This is a genomic window from Pseudoalteromonas sp. NCCP-2140 (assembly GCF_023708065.1).
GTDB lineage: Bacteria > Pseudomonadota > Gammaproteobacteria > Enterobacterales > Alteromonadaceae > Pseudoalteromonas.
Genome location: NZ_BRCZ01000002.1, coordinates 38,484 through 53,636 on the forward strand (window position 1 = coordinate 38,484; position 15,153 = coordinate 53,636).

The window sequence follows — 15,153 nt, forward strand, 5'->3', positions numbered from 1 at the left end:
TTGCTTTAATTTCTCATAATATCTTGCCTCTGCTAAATTTTACGCATTATTAGAAGGAATTTTGCGTTGCCAAATATAACTACAACAATAGAAAAGAAACCCTATATTTTAGCTATCGCCATTGTTTTGGTGATGGTACTGCAAGTGAATATTGACTTATTTAACCGGCATATTGATTTTGGTGCGCCATCTACTCAGTGGTGGGTGCAATTGGCTACGGCTGTTGCTGGTGGATTAACGTTTGCCACTGTATTAACACTGGTACTTACGCCTTGCTTATTAATGCTGCGAGATCGTCGTCGGTAATCGGTAAATTCGTTACTGATTAATTAAAAATGAGTGACCCTAGTGTTGGGTCACTTTAATCATCAGTAAAAAGAAGCCTAAAACTAACGCAGAGGCGATTAAAATATACACAAATCCATTCTTGCCTTGCTTAATTGGCACACGATTTTGTTTTAAAAATAGGTACCATGCTACACACAGTACAATTGGCAACAAAAATAATATACGAAACATTTCCTAGCCTTTTTCGGTATTTACATACACTTTAAGCATAAATATGCAGAATTTAAAGTGATACTTTCATCTTGTTACACTTCCAATTGATCAATTTTTTGGTACAGTTAACCAGTTAACTATAGAGCACATGCTTTAATTTTAGCTACACTTAGACTCGTATACTAAAACGGTCCATACCTAAAATGTGGACATTTGTATAATTAATCATTCAAAGTGAAAATTATTAGTATATAATGTGTCCAAGAGTGAGACGGGCAAATTTCACTCTTAAATTATTAACTTGAATCATCTAGTAGGAGATGTATTTTATGATGGGTAAAACAGTTTCTTCTGAAGAAAACTCGAAATTAACGAAATGGCTTAAAACTAAGCGTCATGAAAAAGGTCACACAATGCGTAGCCTTGCACAGGTTTTAGGTACTCCGCATTCTTTCATTGGTAAAATTGAAAACCAAGAACGTCGTTTAGATGTAATTGAATTCATGCGTTATTGCGATGCTTTAGAAGTTGACCCATATGAAGGTCTTAATTTACTTAAAGACGCTTAATTATTCATTACTAAAAGCGAAACGTCGCTTTTAAAGTAATACAAATAGTGCAAGGAAGCGCTATTTAAAGCCCCTCCCTTGCATTATCCTCTCTTTAATCACATACGTATCAGATTTGTTAATTGTTTTTATGATAGTTGTTTTCTAACGCATAAAGCTTATGGCGAATTAAGAATAAAAAAACCAGTGATGGGATCACCATCAGTGCTGTTAGCACAAAAAACATCGCCCAATTCCCACCCAACCAGTCATCAATGACCACGCCGCTATAGCTTGAAAGTAAGGTTCTGCCTAAATTGCCTAGCGAAGCAAGTAGTGCATAGTGGGTAGCACTAAATGCTCTATCACATAACATGGATATAAACGCCACCATGGCAACCAGTGACCAAGCTTGGGTAAAACCATCAATAATAATAGCAAACGCGTACAGGCTTAGTTTAGGACCTGCAATCGCAATCCAAGCAAAGGCAAGGTTTGAGGCTGCCATTGCAATACCACTAATAAACAAGCCTTTTACAATGCCATAGCGTTGATTGAATAAGCTTCCTAAAAAAGTAAAAGCAATGGTGAGCACTGCAGTACCCACTTTTGAGAAGGTCGCTATATCACTATTTGAAAAGCCCACTTCTTTATAAAACACGATAGACATTCGCCCTAAAAAGGCTTCACCGATTTTAAATAAGAAAATAAAGGCCAATAATGCCAATGCTGTTTTTACGCCATTACGGGCAAAGAAGGTTCTGAAAGGGTCAAAAACGGTTACAGCAAGCCATGCAATAACTTTAGCAAAGCGAGTCTGCGTACTACCAGCCAGCTTTTGTTGATAGGTTTGTTCAAGCTCAGCTTGAACAGCGTCACGGTTTGATTCGGGTTCTTTTGCCCACAATACGCTGCTCATTAATAGCAGCATTACCACAGATAAGAAAAAGTAAACTTGTGGCCAATCAATTGAAGGGATGTCGGCCATATAAAATGGCAGGGCGCCTAATAGGGCGTAACCGCTCCACCAACCTGAAGTGGCCATTGCAGCTGCTGCGGTGGCTTTGTGGCTTTCGTTTTCGGCTAAAGTGTCGATACGAAATGCATCAATAGCAATATCTTGAGTCGCAGAAGCGATAGCAATAACTAAACACAGCGCGGCAGCAAACCAGAGGTTGGCCTTGATATCGAGCCCAGCAAGTGAAAAGGTGCCAATAAAAATCACTGACTGGCAAAATAAAATCCAGCTACGGCGCTGGCCTAGCCAGTTAAATAAAACAGGTAACTTTACACGGTCAACGAGCGGTGACCATAAAAAGTTAATGCTATACGCACCAAACACGATGCCAAATAACCCAATCATACTGCGGCTTAGACCTTCATCTTTTAGCCAAGCCGACATGACTGAGCCAATCAATACCCAAGGAAAGCCACTACTGATACCAAAAATGAATATATTGATTAGACGTTTATCTTTGAAGTACGAGAAATACTCTGAAATAGAAAGGGGTTTTGTCATAGTGTTGCCAGTTTAAGGGGCGTGCGCCCCTATTTATTATTGATTAGCGTCAAGCACTTTTACGTTTAAGATAACAACAGGATCTTTGGGTACAAAGCTGTAACCGATTTTTTCGTTAAAAGCGGTTTCGACACGCATGATTTTGTCTAGTGTGTCATAGCCATCCATGACCATACCGAATACGGCAAAGCCCCAGTCGCGACCAGGATTAAGATGATCGTTATCGTCCATATTAAAGAAAAACTGACGAGTACCTGAGTGAGGTTTACGGTCTTGATATGCCATTGCGATGCTATACATATCGTTTTTTAACCCGTTGCCACTTTCATTAAAAATAGGGTCACCTTCGTACAGACCATCATAGTCTTTATCGTAACCACCGCCTTGAATAACAAAATCACGTTCGTTGTCTTCATCACGTTCTACACGGTGAAACACACTACCTTGATAGCTACCGTCGGCAACGTAAGTTAGAAAGTTATTTACGGTTATTGGTGCGCGTGAACGATCCATTTCGACCACAATACTGCCAAGCGTAGTGACAATTTCTACGCGTGGAAACATGTTATCTTTTTGAATAAATTTACCCTCAGTCGCTGCGAATGAACTGTGAGCAAAAAACAATATAAAACTAAGTAATAAAATACGCTTCATAGTTAACCTTCTAAATAGGCGATTAATTCTGGGTCAGATACAATGCGGGTAATTATTTGTTCAGTCAACTTATTCAGTTGACCTTCTATTTTTGCACGGTCATGACTAAGTGGTCCTTCAAGGTTGGCATTACCTTGGTAATTTTTATTGAAAGTACTCGCATTTTTGACAACACGTACACCAAACTCTATTGTCGCATTACTGCTATGAGTCATCATTTTTTCTGTAACCACAGCTTGTAATTGATGAATGTCTAATTCAAAACGCGTTGTGGATAGATTTGAAATATTTGCACCATTGCGGCTTAACGCACTGTCTAAGGCACTTTTCACTGAATCTGCAATACCTGGGCTGGCAAGCGTTTTGATTTTATCTGATTCAATGATTTTTAAGGTCACGTTGTCGCCACGTAAATCAATTACACTCGTGCTAACATTGCTGTTAATAGTTGAAATTTTGCCACCTTGATAAACAGGATTCAAAATTAACTGATTTGGCTGGTTGCTACACGCAGTAAGTGCGGCTAGCAAACATAAAGGAAGTAATTTTTTCATTAAGTTAACTCCATTAATTATTCTTTGTAGCACTTAGTACGACAAACTTTTTGTTAGACCCTAACAACTTACAATTGCCGAACATGCGTTTTAACTTTTCATGATAATCAAGGTGACGATTACCAATAATTCTTAATTCACCGCCTTGCTTTAATGTTTGTTTTGCTTGTTTGAACATTTGCCAAGCAATATGATCAGTAACCGCTTGTGCTTGGTGGAATGGTGGGTTACATAAAACAAGATCAACACTGTTAGGTTGAAAATCGGTTAAGCAATCGTTTTGGACAAACTCACACTGGTCTAATTGCTCTGGTAGATTGTGAGTGATATTTAATTTAGCTGATTCGACGGCCATAAACGACTCATCAACGAAGGTCACATGGGCTTTAGGGCAACGCTTTAAAGTCATTAAGCCAACAACACCATTACCACAGCCTAAATCAATGATGCTGCGAGCTTTGCTAGTTTGTGGCAAATAGTTAAAGAAAAAACGTGCGCCAATATCTAATGAATCTCGTGAAAAAACATTGGCATGGTTTTGTATTTCAAATTCACTGCCTTCAAGTGGCCAGTTAACAGGGAAGGGAGCAACTTTGTTAAAGCCACTGGTTTTACTGATAATTAAGCGGGACTTTTTAACTGCTAAGCTGGTTGATGTTTCACCGATATACTGACTAAAAGCCTTTATAGTTGAGTTATGAATGTCTTTCGTTTTTCCAGCTGCAATAACATCAATGTCGGCAGGTAAAGCTGCACTGATTGCGGCAAGTTGATGCTGAAGATAGCCTAAATTGCGTGGCACTTTTAATATCACTAAATCAACCTGACTAGGTAACGCGGCTAATGAGTCAAACTGTGTTAATGATTCGCACGATAGCTCATTGGCTTGTAAATTATAACGGGTAGCTTGATGACCAATATACGAGTCGTTAACTGAATAAACTGTTAACGTATTAAAGGCACAGGCTAAAGCGCCAAAACTGTCATTGAGTATCAGGATTGAATTTGCATCTGGATAGTGCTCTTGTACATAATTGACAAGGTACTCATCGCCTGAGTCCCACGCTTGAAGACTGCGATTCTTTTGATCTAACGGAAAGCGTTCTAGGGTATAGGTGTTATCACCGAGCTGTGCTTGGGTGGTCATCATGATTTTACGAATGTATTAATGTATAGGTAAATTCTAACATGCAACAGCCAAACGCCAACCCTAATCATTTACCTGATGGGTTTTCTTACCAAGCCAATGCATTGAGTGCACAAAAAAGCCTCGAATTATTTTACTATCTTCAGCAACAGCTCAATTGGCAACAACCAACTATAAAGGTGTACGGAAAAAGCCATGTGATCCCACGTTTGCAATGCTTTATTGCTGATCAGAACGTAAGTTATGGCTACTCGGGTTCACAGTTAATCGTTGAGCCATGGCCAGAGGTGCTTGATGCCATGCGTGTACGCTTATCAAGAACTTTGCAGATACCATTCAATGCGCTTTTAGTTAATTTGTATCGAGATGGTTATGATTGTATGGGCTGGCATAGTGACGATGAGAAAGAACTTGGGGAGCAACCGACAATCGCTTCTGTATCACTAGGGGCCGAACGGATATTTAAAATAAAGCACAAACATAATAATGAACAACATAGCATTGTGCTGCAAAGTGGTAGCTGTTTAATCATGAATGGTTTTAGCCAGCGCGATTACCAGCATAGTTTGCCAAAGCAGCAAAGACTCAAACACCCTCGAATTAACCTTACCTTTCGTTCAATCATATAAAATCATTGGCAAAATGACTCATGCCCTTGATATAGTAGCTGGCATTATTTTCTTATTAAAGGTCTATGACACATGTCAATGCAACAACAAATAGAGCAAAAGCTTGCTGCGGGTATCGAATGTAAACACCTGAATGTTGTCAATGAAAGCCATATGCATAGCCGTGGAACTGAATCGCATTTTAAAGTGGTGGTTGTGAGTGAAGAATTTGCAGGTAAACGTTTGCTTGCCCGTCACCGTCAAATTAATGAGCTATTAAAAGATGAATTAGCAAACCACATTCATGCATTAGCGATTCACACATTTACTCCAGAAGAGTTCAGTGAACAACAGGGACAGGCACCTGAATCACCAAAATGCTTAGGTGGCTCAAAGTTCGACTAACATAGCGGGACAGTCACCCAAAGTTAGAAGGACAGTCACCTAAAGTTAGCAGGACAGTCACTCAAAGTTAGCAGGACAGTCACTCAAAGTTAGAAGGACAGTCACTCAAAGTTAGAAGGACAGTCACTCAAAGTTAGAAGGACAGTCACCTAAAGTTAGCAGGACAGTCACTCTAAACTGCTTGTCACTTGGGGTTTTAAGCTCGAAAGATTTAAGTGGGTCTGAAAAGTTTTACTGATCAGACCTGTATTTTAACTATTAGCCTTTAAACTAGCGCTAATTTTTATTGTGATAGATATAGGATGATCAATGGTCATTAAGCCGAAAATTCGTGGATTTATCTGCACTAACGCGCATCCAGTAGGGTGTGCTGAGCACGTACAAGAACAAATTAATTATGTGAAAGCGCAAGGACCACTGAGCAATGCACCTAAGAATGTATTAGTGATTGGTGCGTCTACAGGTTACGGCCTAGCATCACGTATCACGGCTGCATTTGGTGGCGGTGCTAAAACGTTAGGTATTTTCTTTGAAAAAGAAGGTAGCGAACGCAAAACGGGTTCTGCAGGTTGGTACAACACAGCAGCATTCCAAACAGCCGCTGAAGAAGCTGGTTTATGGTCTAAAAATATCAATGGCGATGCGTTTTCTAACGAAATCAAGCAAAAAGCAATTGATACTATCAAAGCTGATTTAGGTAAAATTGATTTAGTTATCTACAGCCTTGCGTCACCTCGTCGTACTGATCCAAATACAGGCGAAACTTACTCATCAACACTTAAGCCTATTGGCTCAGATATCACTACGAAGAACCTAAACACTTCAAAACGTGTGATTGATGAAGTAACCGTTGAAGCAGCAAGCCAAGAAGACATCGACAATACAATTAAAGTAATGGGCGGTGAAGATTGGGAAATGTGGATTGACGCATTAAAAGAAGCGGATGTGCTAGCTGATAACTTCAAAACAACCGCTTACACTTATATCGGTAAAGAGTTAACGTGGCCAATTTACGGTCATGCGACAATTGGTAAAGCGAAAGAAGATCTTGACCGTGCAACTCAAGCAATCAAAGAGTCTACAAAAGGCTTAAATGGTGAAGCGTATGTTTCTTCATTAAATGCGGTTGTGACACAAGCAAGCTCGGCAATTCCAATTATGCCTTTATATATCTCTGCTTTATTCAAAGTAATGAAAGCAGACGGGACTTACGAAGGTACCATTGAGCAAATTCACTCACTATTTACTGAAAACCTTTACGGTGAAACCCCACGTTTTGACGAAGGTGGTCATTTATTCCAAAACTACAAAGAGTTAGAAGATGATGTTCAAGCTCGTGTACAACATGTTTGGGATACAGTAGATACAGATACGATTGACGAATTAACGGACTACGTGGGTTACCACAATGAATTTTTACGTTTATTCGGCTTTGGTATCGACAGTGTAGATTACGAGCAAGATGTGAATCCTGATGTTGCGATTTCACAACTAATCGATTAATTGCTAAACAAACTTGATTTTGTAAAGTCGCTTTTTTAAGCGACTTTTTTGTTAATGGGTGAAAATAAAACATCATCAATAGCACTTTGGTCTATATTGAATTTTATTCAAAAGGTTTTTGTAGTCTAAATAACCGTATCTGTCGTATAAATTTCATATTTGCTCTCGCATAGTCACCCTGATTGATGTTAAAATTCGGGCAATATATGTGAGGAGTTTACTGCGTTGCTTGTTTGGGGTGTTAAACAGGCTATTCTTTGATACTTAGAGTTTAACTTGAGCATATCAAATGGCGACGTGGTTGGTACGATTTTTCAGTTTCTTTCCGTTAATGTAATGCAAGTGCGTATGATCAACATAAAAAAAGGTCTGGATTTACCGATAGAGGGCGCACCTCAGCAAGTTATTCACGATGGTTCTGCCGTCAAACGTGTAGCTGTGCTAGGTGAAGAATATATTGGTATGCGTCCAACCATGCATGTTCGCGTGGATGACCAAGTCAAAAAAGGCCAGGTACTTTTTGAAGACAAAAAGAACCCAGGCGTCTTATTTACTGCACCAGCTTCTGGGGTAGTTAAAGAAATCAATCGTGGTGCTAAACGTGTGCTGCAATCTGTTGTTATTGAAGTTAATGGCAGTGAGCAAATCACCTTTGACTCTTTCAAGGCCGACGAGCTTTCGGGCTTAGACCGTGAAAAAGTTAAAGAAGTACTAGTTCAGTCAGGTCAATGGACAGCACTACGTGCTCGCCCATTCAGCAGAGTAGCTGCTTTGGATGCAAATCCTAGCTCTATCTTTGTAACGGCTATCGACACTAACCCGCTAGCTGCAGATCCTGCAGTAATCATTGCTGAGAACACTCAAGCATTTGAAGCTGGTTTAGCTGTGGTATCTCGTTTAACTGACGGCAAAGTATTTGTTTGTAAACAAGCTGGTAGCCAAGTGCCTAGTTCATCAATCCCTCAAGTAGAAGTACATGAGTTTGGTGGCAAGCATCCGGCAGGTCTTGTTGGTACACACATTCATAACTTAGACCCAGTTTCTGCAAGCAAGCAGGTTTGGCACTTAGGTTACCAAGACGTAATCGCGTTTGGTAATTTATTCCTAACAGGTGAAATCTTCACAGACCGTGTTGTTTCTCTTGCTGGTCCTCGTGTTAAAAACCCACGCTTAGTGAAAACTCAGCTAGGTGCATCTTTAGATGATTTAGTTGCTGGTGAATTAGAAGACGGTGATAACCGTGTAATTTCTGGTTCTGTATTATCAGGCGCTATCTCTCAAGGTCCACACGCGTTCTTAGGTCGTTACCATGTTCAAGTATCTGTATTACTTGAAGGTCGCGAAAAAGAGCTATTCGGTTGGATCGCACCAGGTGCTAATAAGTTCTCAGTAACACGTACCTTCTTATCTCACCTTGCTCCTAGCCGTCTATTTAACATGACGACTTCAACAGGTGGTTCGAAGCGTGCCATGGTTCCAATTGGTAGCTATGAGCGTGTTATGCCTTTAGACATCCTACCTACACTATTATTACGTGATTTAATCGCACGTGATCTTGATGGTGCTATTTCGTTAGGTGCGCTAGAGCTTGATGAAGAAGATTTAGCATTATGTACCTTCGTTTGTCCAGGTAAATACGAGTACGGTTCAATCCTACGCGATTGCTTGACTACGATCGAGAAGGAAGGCTAGAGAGATGGGTTTAAAGAAATTTCTAGAAGATATTGAGCCGCATTTTGAACCGGGTGGTAAACACGAAAAATGGTATGCGCTTTACGAAGCTGCAGCGACTATTTTCTACACGCCAGGTTATGTAAATAAAGGCAAAACACACGTTCGCGATAACATCGACCTAAAACGTATGATGATTTTAGTGTGGATGGCGACGTTCCCTGCAATGTTCTTTGGTATGTTCAACATCGGTCATCAGGCCGCTGGTGCCTTAGCGCAAGGTTTTGAACTAGCAAACACATGGCAAGTTGGTCTGTTCCAATTATTCGGTGGTGAATTAACTGCTGACTCTGGTTGGGGCGCGAAAATGTTTTACGGTGCCTGCTTCTTCCTACCAATATACGCAGTAACGTTTGCTGTGGGTGGTTTCTGGGAAGTACTATTTGCTTCAGTGCGTAAGCACGAAGTAAATGAAGGTTTCTTCGTAACATCTGTATTATTCGCACTAATCCTGCCTGCGACGATTCCTTTATGGCAAGTTGCACTAGGTATTACGTTTGGTGTTGTAATCGCTAAAGAAATCTTTGGTGGTACAGGTCGTAACTTCCTTAACCCTGCTCTTGCCGGTCGTGCATTCTTATTCTTCGCATACCCAGCGCAAATTTCAGGTGACACAGTATGGACAGCAGTAGATTCATTCTCTGGTGCGACTATGCTTGGTCAAGCAGTGGTTGGTTCACTTGATTACAGCAACATGGAACTATGGTGGAATGCGTTCTACGGTTTCATTCAAGGTTCTGTAGGTGAAACGTCAACACTAGCACTATTAATCGGTGGCTTATTCTTAATTTATGTGCGTATCGCTTCTTGGCGTATCGTACTAGGTGTATTCCTAGGTATGGTTGCAACGGCATTCTTACTAAATACAATTGGTTCAGAAACCAATGCTGTATTTGCAATGCCTTGGCACTGGCACTTAGTTCTTGGTGGTTTTGCATTTGGTATGTTCTTCATGGCAACAGACCCTGTATCTGCATCATTCACAGACAAAGGTAAGTTCGCTTACGGTGCGTTAATCGGCTTTATGGTTGTAATGATCCGTGTTGTTAACCCGGCATTCCCAGAAGGTATGATGCTAGCAATCTTATTTGCTAACTTATTTGCACCATTATTCGATCACTTTGTAGTGCAAGCTAATATCAAGCGGAGGTTGGCACGTAATGTCTAGTAATAACGAATCAATCGGCAAAACGCTAACCGTTGTTGTTGCACTATGTTTAGTGTGTGCAATCATCGTATCGTTTGCTTCAGTTCAGCTTCGTCCTTTACAGCAAGCTAACAAAACACAAGATATTCAACGCAATATCTTAGCGGCTGCAGGCATTGAAGTATCAGGTACTGTGTCAGATACCTTTAACTCAAAAATTGAAGCACGTGTTGTAGACATGAACACAGGTGAGTTTGTTGAAGGTGCTGATCCTAACTCATTTGACTTCGAGAAAACAAAATTCGACCAAGCTCGTAGCTTTGCGTTGAAAGCGGAAGGAATTAAAGACATCGCTGGTATTCAGCGTATGACAAAAAATTCACCTGTATATATTTCGAAGAAACCTGATGGTTCTACAGACGCAATCATTCTACCAATCCAAGGTTACGGCCTTTGGGGTGTAATGTACGGCTTCTTAGCGCTTGAAAGCGATGGTGAAACAGTTAAAAACATCAACTTCTTCAAGCACAACGAAACGCCAGGTCTAGGTGGTGAAATTCAAAATCCACAATGGACTGCTAAATGGCAAGGTAAAGAGTTACCAATCAATATCATGAAGAGCGGTGCGAAGAACGAACATCAAATCGATGGTCTTTCTGGTGCAACATTAACTTCAAACGGTGTTGATCACACAGTTGACTTCTGGACTGGCGAGCATGGCTTTGGTCCATTCCTTGCGAAAGTACGTGAAGGAGCGTTGAAATAATGGCTGATACTAAAGAAATGAAGTCGGTCCTATTTGGCCCGGTATTCGCAAATAACCCGATCGCATTACAAGTACTAGGTATTTGTTCTGCGCTAGCGGTAACATCAAGCTTAAAAAATGCACTAATCATGTCAATCGCATTGACACTAGTTACTGCGTTTTCTAGCTTGTTTATTTCGTCAATTCGTAACCACATCCCATCATCTGTACGTATCATCGTGCAAATGACGATCATCGCATCACTTGTAATCGTTGTTGACCAAGTACTGCAAGCATTCTCTTATGCAACTGCTAAAGAGCTTTCAGTATTCGTTGGTCTAATCATTACAAACTGTATCGTAATGGGTCGTGCTGAAGCATACGCAATGAAGTCACCACCGTTAATGTCTTTCTTAGACGGTATCGGTAACGGTTTAGGCTACTCAGTAGTACTACTAACTGTTGGTTTCATCCGTGAGTTATTCGGTAAAGGTTCACTATTCGGTGTTGATATTATCCCATTAGTACAAAATGGTGGCTGGTATCAACCAATGGGTCTATTGATTTTACCACCGAGTGCATTCTTCATTATTGGTTTATTCATTTGGGTACTTCGTACCTTCAAGAAAGACCAAGTAGAAGCAAAAGCGTAAGGGGCGAGCAGTGGAACATTATATTAGTTTATTTGTAAAAGCGGTTTTCATTGAAAACTTAGCTTTAGCCTTCTTCCTAGGTATGTGTACTTTCCTTGCTGTATCAAAGAAAGTAACAACATCAATTGGCCTAGGTGTGGCAGTTATCGTGGTACTAGGTATCTCAGTACCTGTAAATAACTTGGTTTATCACGCTGTTCTTGCACCAGGTGCATTAGAGTGGCTAGGCTACCCAGAAGCAGACCTTAGCTTCTTACGTTTCTTGACTTTCATCGGTGTTATTGCAGCACTTGTACAAATTCTTGAAATGGCATTAGATAAGTTCTTCCCTGCACTTTACAACGCGTTAGGTATCTTCTTACCACTGATCACAGTTAACTGTGCGATCTTCGGTGCGGTATCTTTCATGGTTGAGCGTAACTATAACTTCGGCGAGTCTGTTGTTTATGGTATCGGTTCAGGTGTGGGCTGGGCACTAGCAATTACTTTACTTGCTGGTATCCGTGAAAAAATGAAGTACTCAGACGTTCCTGATGGCTTACGTGGTTTAGGTATTACTTTCATCACTGTTGGTCTTATGGGTCTTGGCTTTATGTCATTCTCTGGTATTTCACTTTAATAGGTAGCGAGGATAAATCATGAATGAGATTTTCTTAGGCGTTGGTGTTTTCATCGCTATCGTTGTTATTTTAGTTTTAGTTATCATTGGTGCTAAATCTAAATTAGTAGCAAGCGGCGATATCATCATCGGAATTAATGGCGACCCAGAAAAAGCTATTAAAACATCTGCAGGTAGCAAGCTATTAGGCGCGCTAGCTGATTCAGGTATCTTCGTTTCATCTGCATGTGGTGGCGGTGGCTCTTGTGGTCAGTGTCGTGTACACATCAAAGAAGGTGGCGGCGATATCTTACCAACAGAACTTGATCACATCTCTAAAGGTGAAGCTCGTGAAGGGTGCCGTTTAGCGTGTCAGGTAAATGTGAAGAACGACATGGAAATTGAACTTGAAGAGTCAATTTTCGGTGTTAAGAAGTGGGACTGTACTGTTATCTCTAACGATAACAAGGCAACGTTCATCAAGGAACTTAAGTTACAAATTCCTGATGGCGAGTCAGTACCTTTCCGTGCCGGTGGTTATATTCAAATTGAAGCACCAGCTCACCACGTTAAATACGCTGATTTCGATATTCCAGAAGAGTATCGTGGCGACTGGAACCACTTCGGTTTCTTCGATCTGGAGTCTAAAGTAGACGACGAAACAATTCGTGCATACTCAATGGCTAACTATCCAGAAGAAGAAGGCATCATCATGCTTAACGTGCGTATCGCTACGCCGCCGCCAAGAGACCTAAGCCTTCCATGTGGTAAAATGTCTTCGTACATTTGGTCATTAAAAGAAGGTGATAAAGTAACTATCTCTGGCCCATTCGGTGAGTTCTTCGCGAAAGACACTGATGCAGAAATGGTATTCGTAGGTGGTGGTGCAGGTATGGCACCAATGCGTTCACATATCTTTGACCAACTTAAGCGTTTAAAATCTAAGCGTAAGATGAGCTTCTGGTATGGTGCGCGTTCTAAGCGTGAAATGTTCTACGTAGAAGATTTCGACGGCTTAGCAGCTGAAAACGATAACTTTGTATGGCACACAGCACTGTCTGATCCACAACCAGAAGATAACTGGGAAGGTTACACAGGCTTCATCCATAACGTACTTTATGAAAACTACTTGAAAGATCATGAAGCGCCAGAAGATTGTGAGTTCTACATGTGTGGTCCTCCAATGATGAACGCGGCTGTTATCAACATGCTTAAAGATCTTGGTGTAGAAGACGAAAACATCTTATTAGATGACTTCGGTGGCTAACACCATACACAAAACAATAAGTTTTGGTTAGAATACAGGCCTCGTAGCACTTAGTGTTACGAGGCTTTTTTATTTCTATACCGAACTCCGTGGTATCTACAAGGTGAATGCTATGAATAGAGTGTTTTATCGCCAAGGCTTGATGGCCTTTTTTCTATTAACTATGACTTTACTCATGGCTGGTTGCAGCCAAGCTGATAAGGCTGAAGAGCTTTATTTTGAAGGTAAGACAATGGGCACCACTTATCATATTAAGGTGTTTGCAGAGTCTTCAAAGGTTGCAGGTGTTGATTTACATCCTGAAATTAAGCAAGTGCTTAAAGATGTAAATCAATCTATGTCGACTTACATTCCCGATTCAGAAATTAACCAGTTCAACCAGTTACCAGCAGGGCAGGTAATGCCAATAAGCGCTGATTTTAGAAACGTGGTAGCTGAATCAATTCGCCTTGGCGAATCAACAAAAACGTTAGATGTGACTATGGGGCCACTTATTGACTTGTGGGGCTTTGGTCCAGATAAAAAGCCGACTAAACGCCCAAGCGATGAAGCCTTGGCTGCAATGGTTGCCCAAATTGGTGTTGATAAGCTTGAACTTACTGATGCGGGTTTGATGAAAACAATTGATGGCTTAGAGCTGTCGTTTTCTGCTACAGCAAAAGGATACGGTATTGATAAAGTCGCAGAAGTGATTGAAAGCCATGGTTTCACTAATTATATGGTTGAGATTGGCGGTGAGCTACGTGTATCGGGTATTAAGCCAAACAACATCACGTGGAAAATTGCAATTGAACAGCCTGATGCTGAGCCTGGCGTGCGTAAAGTACATAAAGTAATTGAGCCGGGTACTAATGGTATTGCGACATCAGGTGATTACCGAATTTTTTACGAAATGGATGGTGTTACCTATAGCCACTTAATTGACCCTGTAACAGGTATGCCGAGCCGTCATGATTTGGTATCAGTTACTGTTTTACACCCATCAGCGATGACGGCAGATGGCTTAGCGACGGCAATCACTGTGATGGGCATGGAAAAGGCGCAGAAATACGCCGAAGAGCACGATTTGCCAGTGTATTTAATTGGTAAGTCAGACAATGGCTTAGTAACTTATTCAAGCCCTGCATTTAAACCATATTTGTAGCAGGGCAAGAAGCAGTTTATAATACATGCAGCCTAATTAGTTGGGCTCGATTTAATTGCTGACGATAGGGGCAAAGCAATGTCACTTTTTCTTCTTACATTTGGTCTACTTATTTTAATTGTGGCAGCGATGGCTGTCGGCATGATTGTGCAAAAGAAATCTATGGCCAGTAGTTGTGGTGGCCTAGGCGCTGTTGGTATCGACAAAGCCTGCGACTGCGACGACCCATGTGACAAGCGTAAAAAGCGCATGGCAAAAGAACAAGCTTGGAAAGAGAATCAAATTCTTTAACCACAGAAAAAGCGCCCAAAGGCGCTTTTTTAATACCTAAATTTTACAAGGACAGTCACTGTTAAATTTTCTGAGGCAACCACTCTCTTTTTTAAGCCCAGTCATTATTAAATATATTTTATGTGGACAGTCATCTTT

General features: G+C 40.8%; 18 protein-coding genes. 13 read left to right on the forward strand and 5 right to left on the reverse strand.

Annotated elements, in window-relative coordinates:
• Positions 1 to 66 precede the first annotated feature (66 nt).
• A complete protein-coding gene (locus NFU46_RS04065) occupies positions 67 to 306 on the forward strand; it encodes a hypothetical protein (RefSeq protein WP_285835532.1) in 240 nt (79 codons plus the stop codon).
• Positions 307 to 345: 39 nt separating this feature from the next.
• Here NFU46_RS04065 and NFU46_RS04070 read toward each other — a convergent pair whose 3' ends face one another.
• Positions 346 to 519 carry a hypothetical protein gene (locus tag NFU46_RS04070; RefSeq protein WP_251599964.1) on the reverse strand — a complete coding sequence of 58 codons (174 nt, stop codon included), beginning with the start codon at positions 517 to 519 and terminating at the stop codon, positions 346 to 348.
• Between the two features lie 311 nt (positions 520 to 830).
• Here NFU46_RS04070 and NFU46_RS04075 point away from each other — a divergent pair, with 311 nt between their 5' ends.
• Positions 831 to 1,070 (forward strand): helix-turn-helix transcriptional regulator, encoded by a 240-nt coding sequence (locus tag NFU46_RS04075; RefSeq protein ID WP_054562310.1) that lies wholly within the window; start codon positions 831 to 833, stop codon positions 1,068 to 1,070.
• A gap of 118 nt (positions 1,071 to 1,188) precedes the next feature.
• Here NFU46_RS04075 and NFU46_RS04080 read toward each other — a convergent pair whose 3' ends face one another.
• Genes NFU46_RS04080 through NFU46_RS04095 form a run of 4 tightly spaced genes read right to left on the reverse strand, consistent with a single transcriptional unit; the run spans position 1,189 to position 4,923 of the window.
• The gene (locus NFU46_RS04080; RefSeq protein WP_251599967.1) at positions 1,189 to 2,568 is read right to left on the reverse strand and encodes an AmpG family muropeptide MFS transporter; all 1,380 of its coding nucleotides are present in this window, start codon (positions 2,566 to 2,568) and stop codon (positions 1,189 to 1,191) included.
• Positions 2,569 to 2,604: 36 nt separating this feature from the next.
• The gene (locus NFU46_RS04085; protein WP_054562308.1) at positions 2,605 to 3,222 is read right to left on the reverse strand and encodes a peptidylprolyl isomerase; all 618 of its coding nucleotides are present in this window, start codon (positions 3,220 to 3,222) and stop codon (positions 2,605 to 2,607) included.
• A 2-nt stretch (positions 3,223 to 3,224) separates the two neighbouring features.
• A complete protein-coding gene (locus tag NFU46_RS04090; protein WP_251599970.1) occupies positions 3,225 to 3,776 on the reverse strand; it encodes a YajG family lipoprotein in 552 nt (183 codons plus the stop codon).
• A gap of 13 nt (positions 3,777 to 3,789) precedes the next feature.
• Positions 3,790 to 4,923, reverse strand: a complete 1,134-nt coding sequence (locus NFU46_RS04095) for a methyltransferase (RefSeq protein WP_251600715.1) — start codon at positions 4,921 to 4,923, stop codon at positions 3,790 to 3,792.
• A gap of 41 nt (positions 4,924 to 4,964) precedes the next feature.
• On the opposite strand from NFU46_RS04095, the gene NFU46_RS04100 reads away from it, so the two are divergent.
• From NFU46_RS04100 to nqrM, 11 genes are all read left to right on the forward strand, one after another.
• A complete protein-coding gene (locus tag NFU46_RS04100) occupies positions 4,965 to 5,552 on the forward strand; it encodes an alpha-ketoglutarate-dependent dioxygenase AlkB (RefSeq protein WP_251599973.1) in 588 nt (195 codons plus the stop codon).
• 72 nt (positions 5,553 to 5,624) lie between these two features.
• Positions 5,625 to 5,936: a BolA family transcriptional regulator gene (locus NFU46_RS04105; RefSeq protein WP_217874802.1), complete on the forward strand. Its 312-nt coding sequence runs from the start codon at positions 5,625 to 5,627 to the stop codon at positions 5,934 to 5,936.
• Between the two features lie 309 nt (positions 5,937 to 6,245).
• Positions 6,246 to 7,439, forward strand: a complete 1,194-nt coding sequence (gene fabV, locus NFU46_RS04110) for an enoyl-ACP reductase FabV (protein ID WP_054562305.1) — start codon at positions 6,246 to 6,248, stop codon at positions 7,437 to 7,439.
• Positions 7,440 to 7,787: 348 nt separating this feature from the next.
• Entirely contained in the window at positions 7,788 to 9,131 is a 1,344-nt protein-coding gene (locus tag NFU46_RS04115; protein ID WP_054562348.1) for a Na(+)-translocating NADH-quinone reductase subunit A, read from the forward strand.
• Between the two features lie 4 nt (positions 9,132 to 9,135).
• Positions 9,136 to 10,338 (forward strand): NADH:ubiquinone reductase (Na(+)-transporting) subunit B, encoded by a 1,203-nt coding sequence (locus NFU46_RS04120; protein WP_062566711.1) that lies wholly within the window; start codon positions 9,136 to 9,138, stop codon positions 10,336 to 10,338.
• Complete coding sequence (locus tag NFU46_RS04125; protein ID WP_054562304.1) at positions 10,331 to 11,083, forward strand: Na(+)-translocating NADH-quinone reductase subunit C; 753 nt, start codon at positions 10,331 to 10,333, stop codon at positions 11,081 to 11,083. The genes NFU46_RS04120 and NFU46_RS04125 overlap by 8 nt, the downstream gene beginning before the upstream one ends.
• Positions 11,083 to 11,715 (forward strand): NADH:ubiquinone reductase (Na(+)-transporting) subunit D, encoded by a 633-nt coding sequence (locus NFU46_RS04130; protein ID WP_054554281.1) that lies wholly within the window; start codon positions 11,083 to 11,085, stop codon positions 11,713 to 11,715. Before NFU46_RS04125 ends, NFU46_RS04130 begins: the two co-directional genes overlap by 1 nt.
• Before the next feature lie 10 nt (positions 11,716 to 11,725).
• Positions 11,726 to 12,334 (forward strand): NADH:ubiquinone reductase (Na(+)-transporting) subunit E, encoded by a 609-nt coding sequence (nqrE, locus tag NFU46_RS04135; RefSeq protein ID WP_016708692.1) that lies wholly within the window; start codon positions 11,726 to 11,728, stop codon positions 12,332 to 12,334.
• 19 nt (positions 12,335 to 12,353) lie between these two features.
• Positions 12,354 to 13,580: an NADH:ubiquinone reductase (Na(+)-transporting) subunit F gene (nqrF, locus tag NFU46_RS04140; RefSeq protein WP_054562303.1), complete on the forward strand. Its 1,227-nt coding sequence runs from the start codon at positions 12,354 to 12,356 to the stop codon at positions 13,578 to 13,580.
• Between the two features lie 112 nt (positions 13,581 to 13,692).
• Positions 13,693 to 14,724 (forward strand): FAD:protein FMN transferase, encoded by a 1,032-nt coding sequence (locus NFU46_RS04145; protein ID WP_251599976.1) that lies wholly within the window; start codon positions 13,693 to 13,695, stop codon positions 14,722 to 14,724.
• Positions 14,725 to 14,802: 78 nt separating this feature from the next.
• On the forward strand, positions 14,803 to 15,015 hold the full coding sequence (nqrM, locus tag NFU46_RS04150; RefSeq protein ID WP_036966498.1) for a (Na+)-NQR maturation NqrM: 213 nt from the start codon (positions 14,803 to 14,805) through the stop codon (positions 15,013 to 15,015).
• Positions 15,016 to 15,153: the final 138 nt, after the last annotated feature.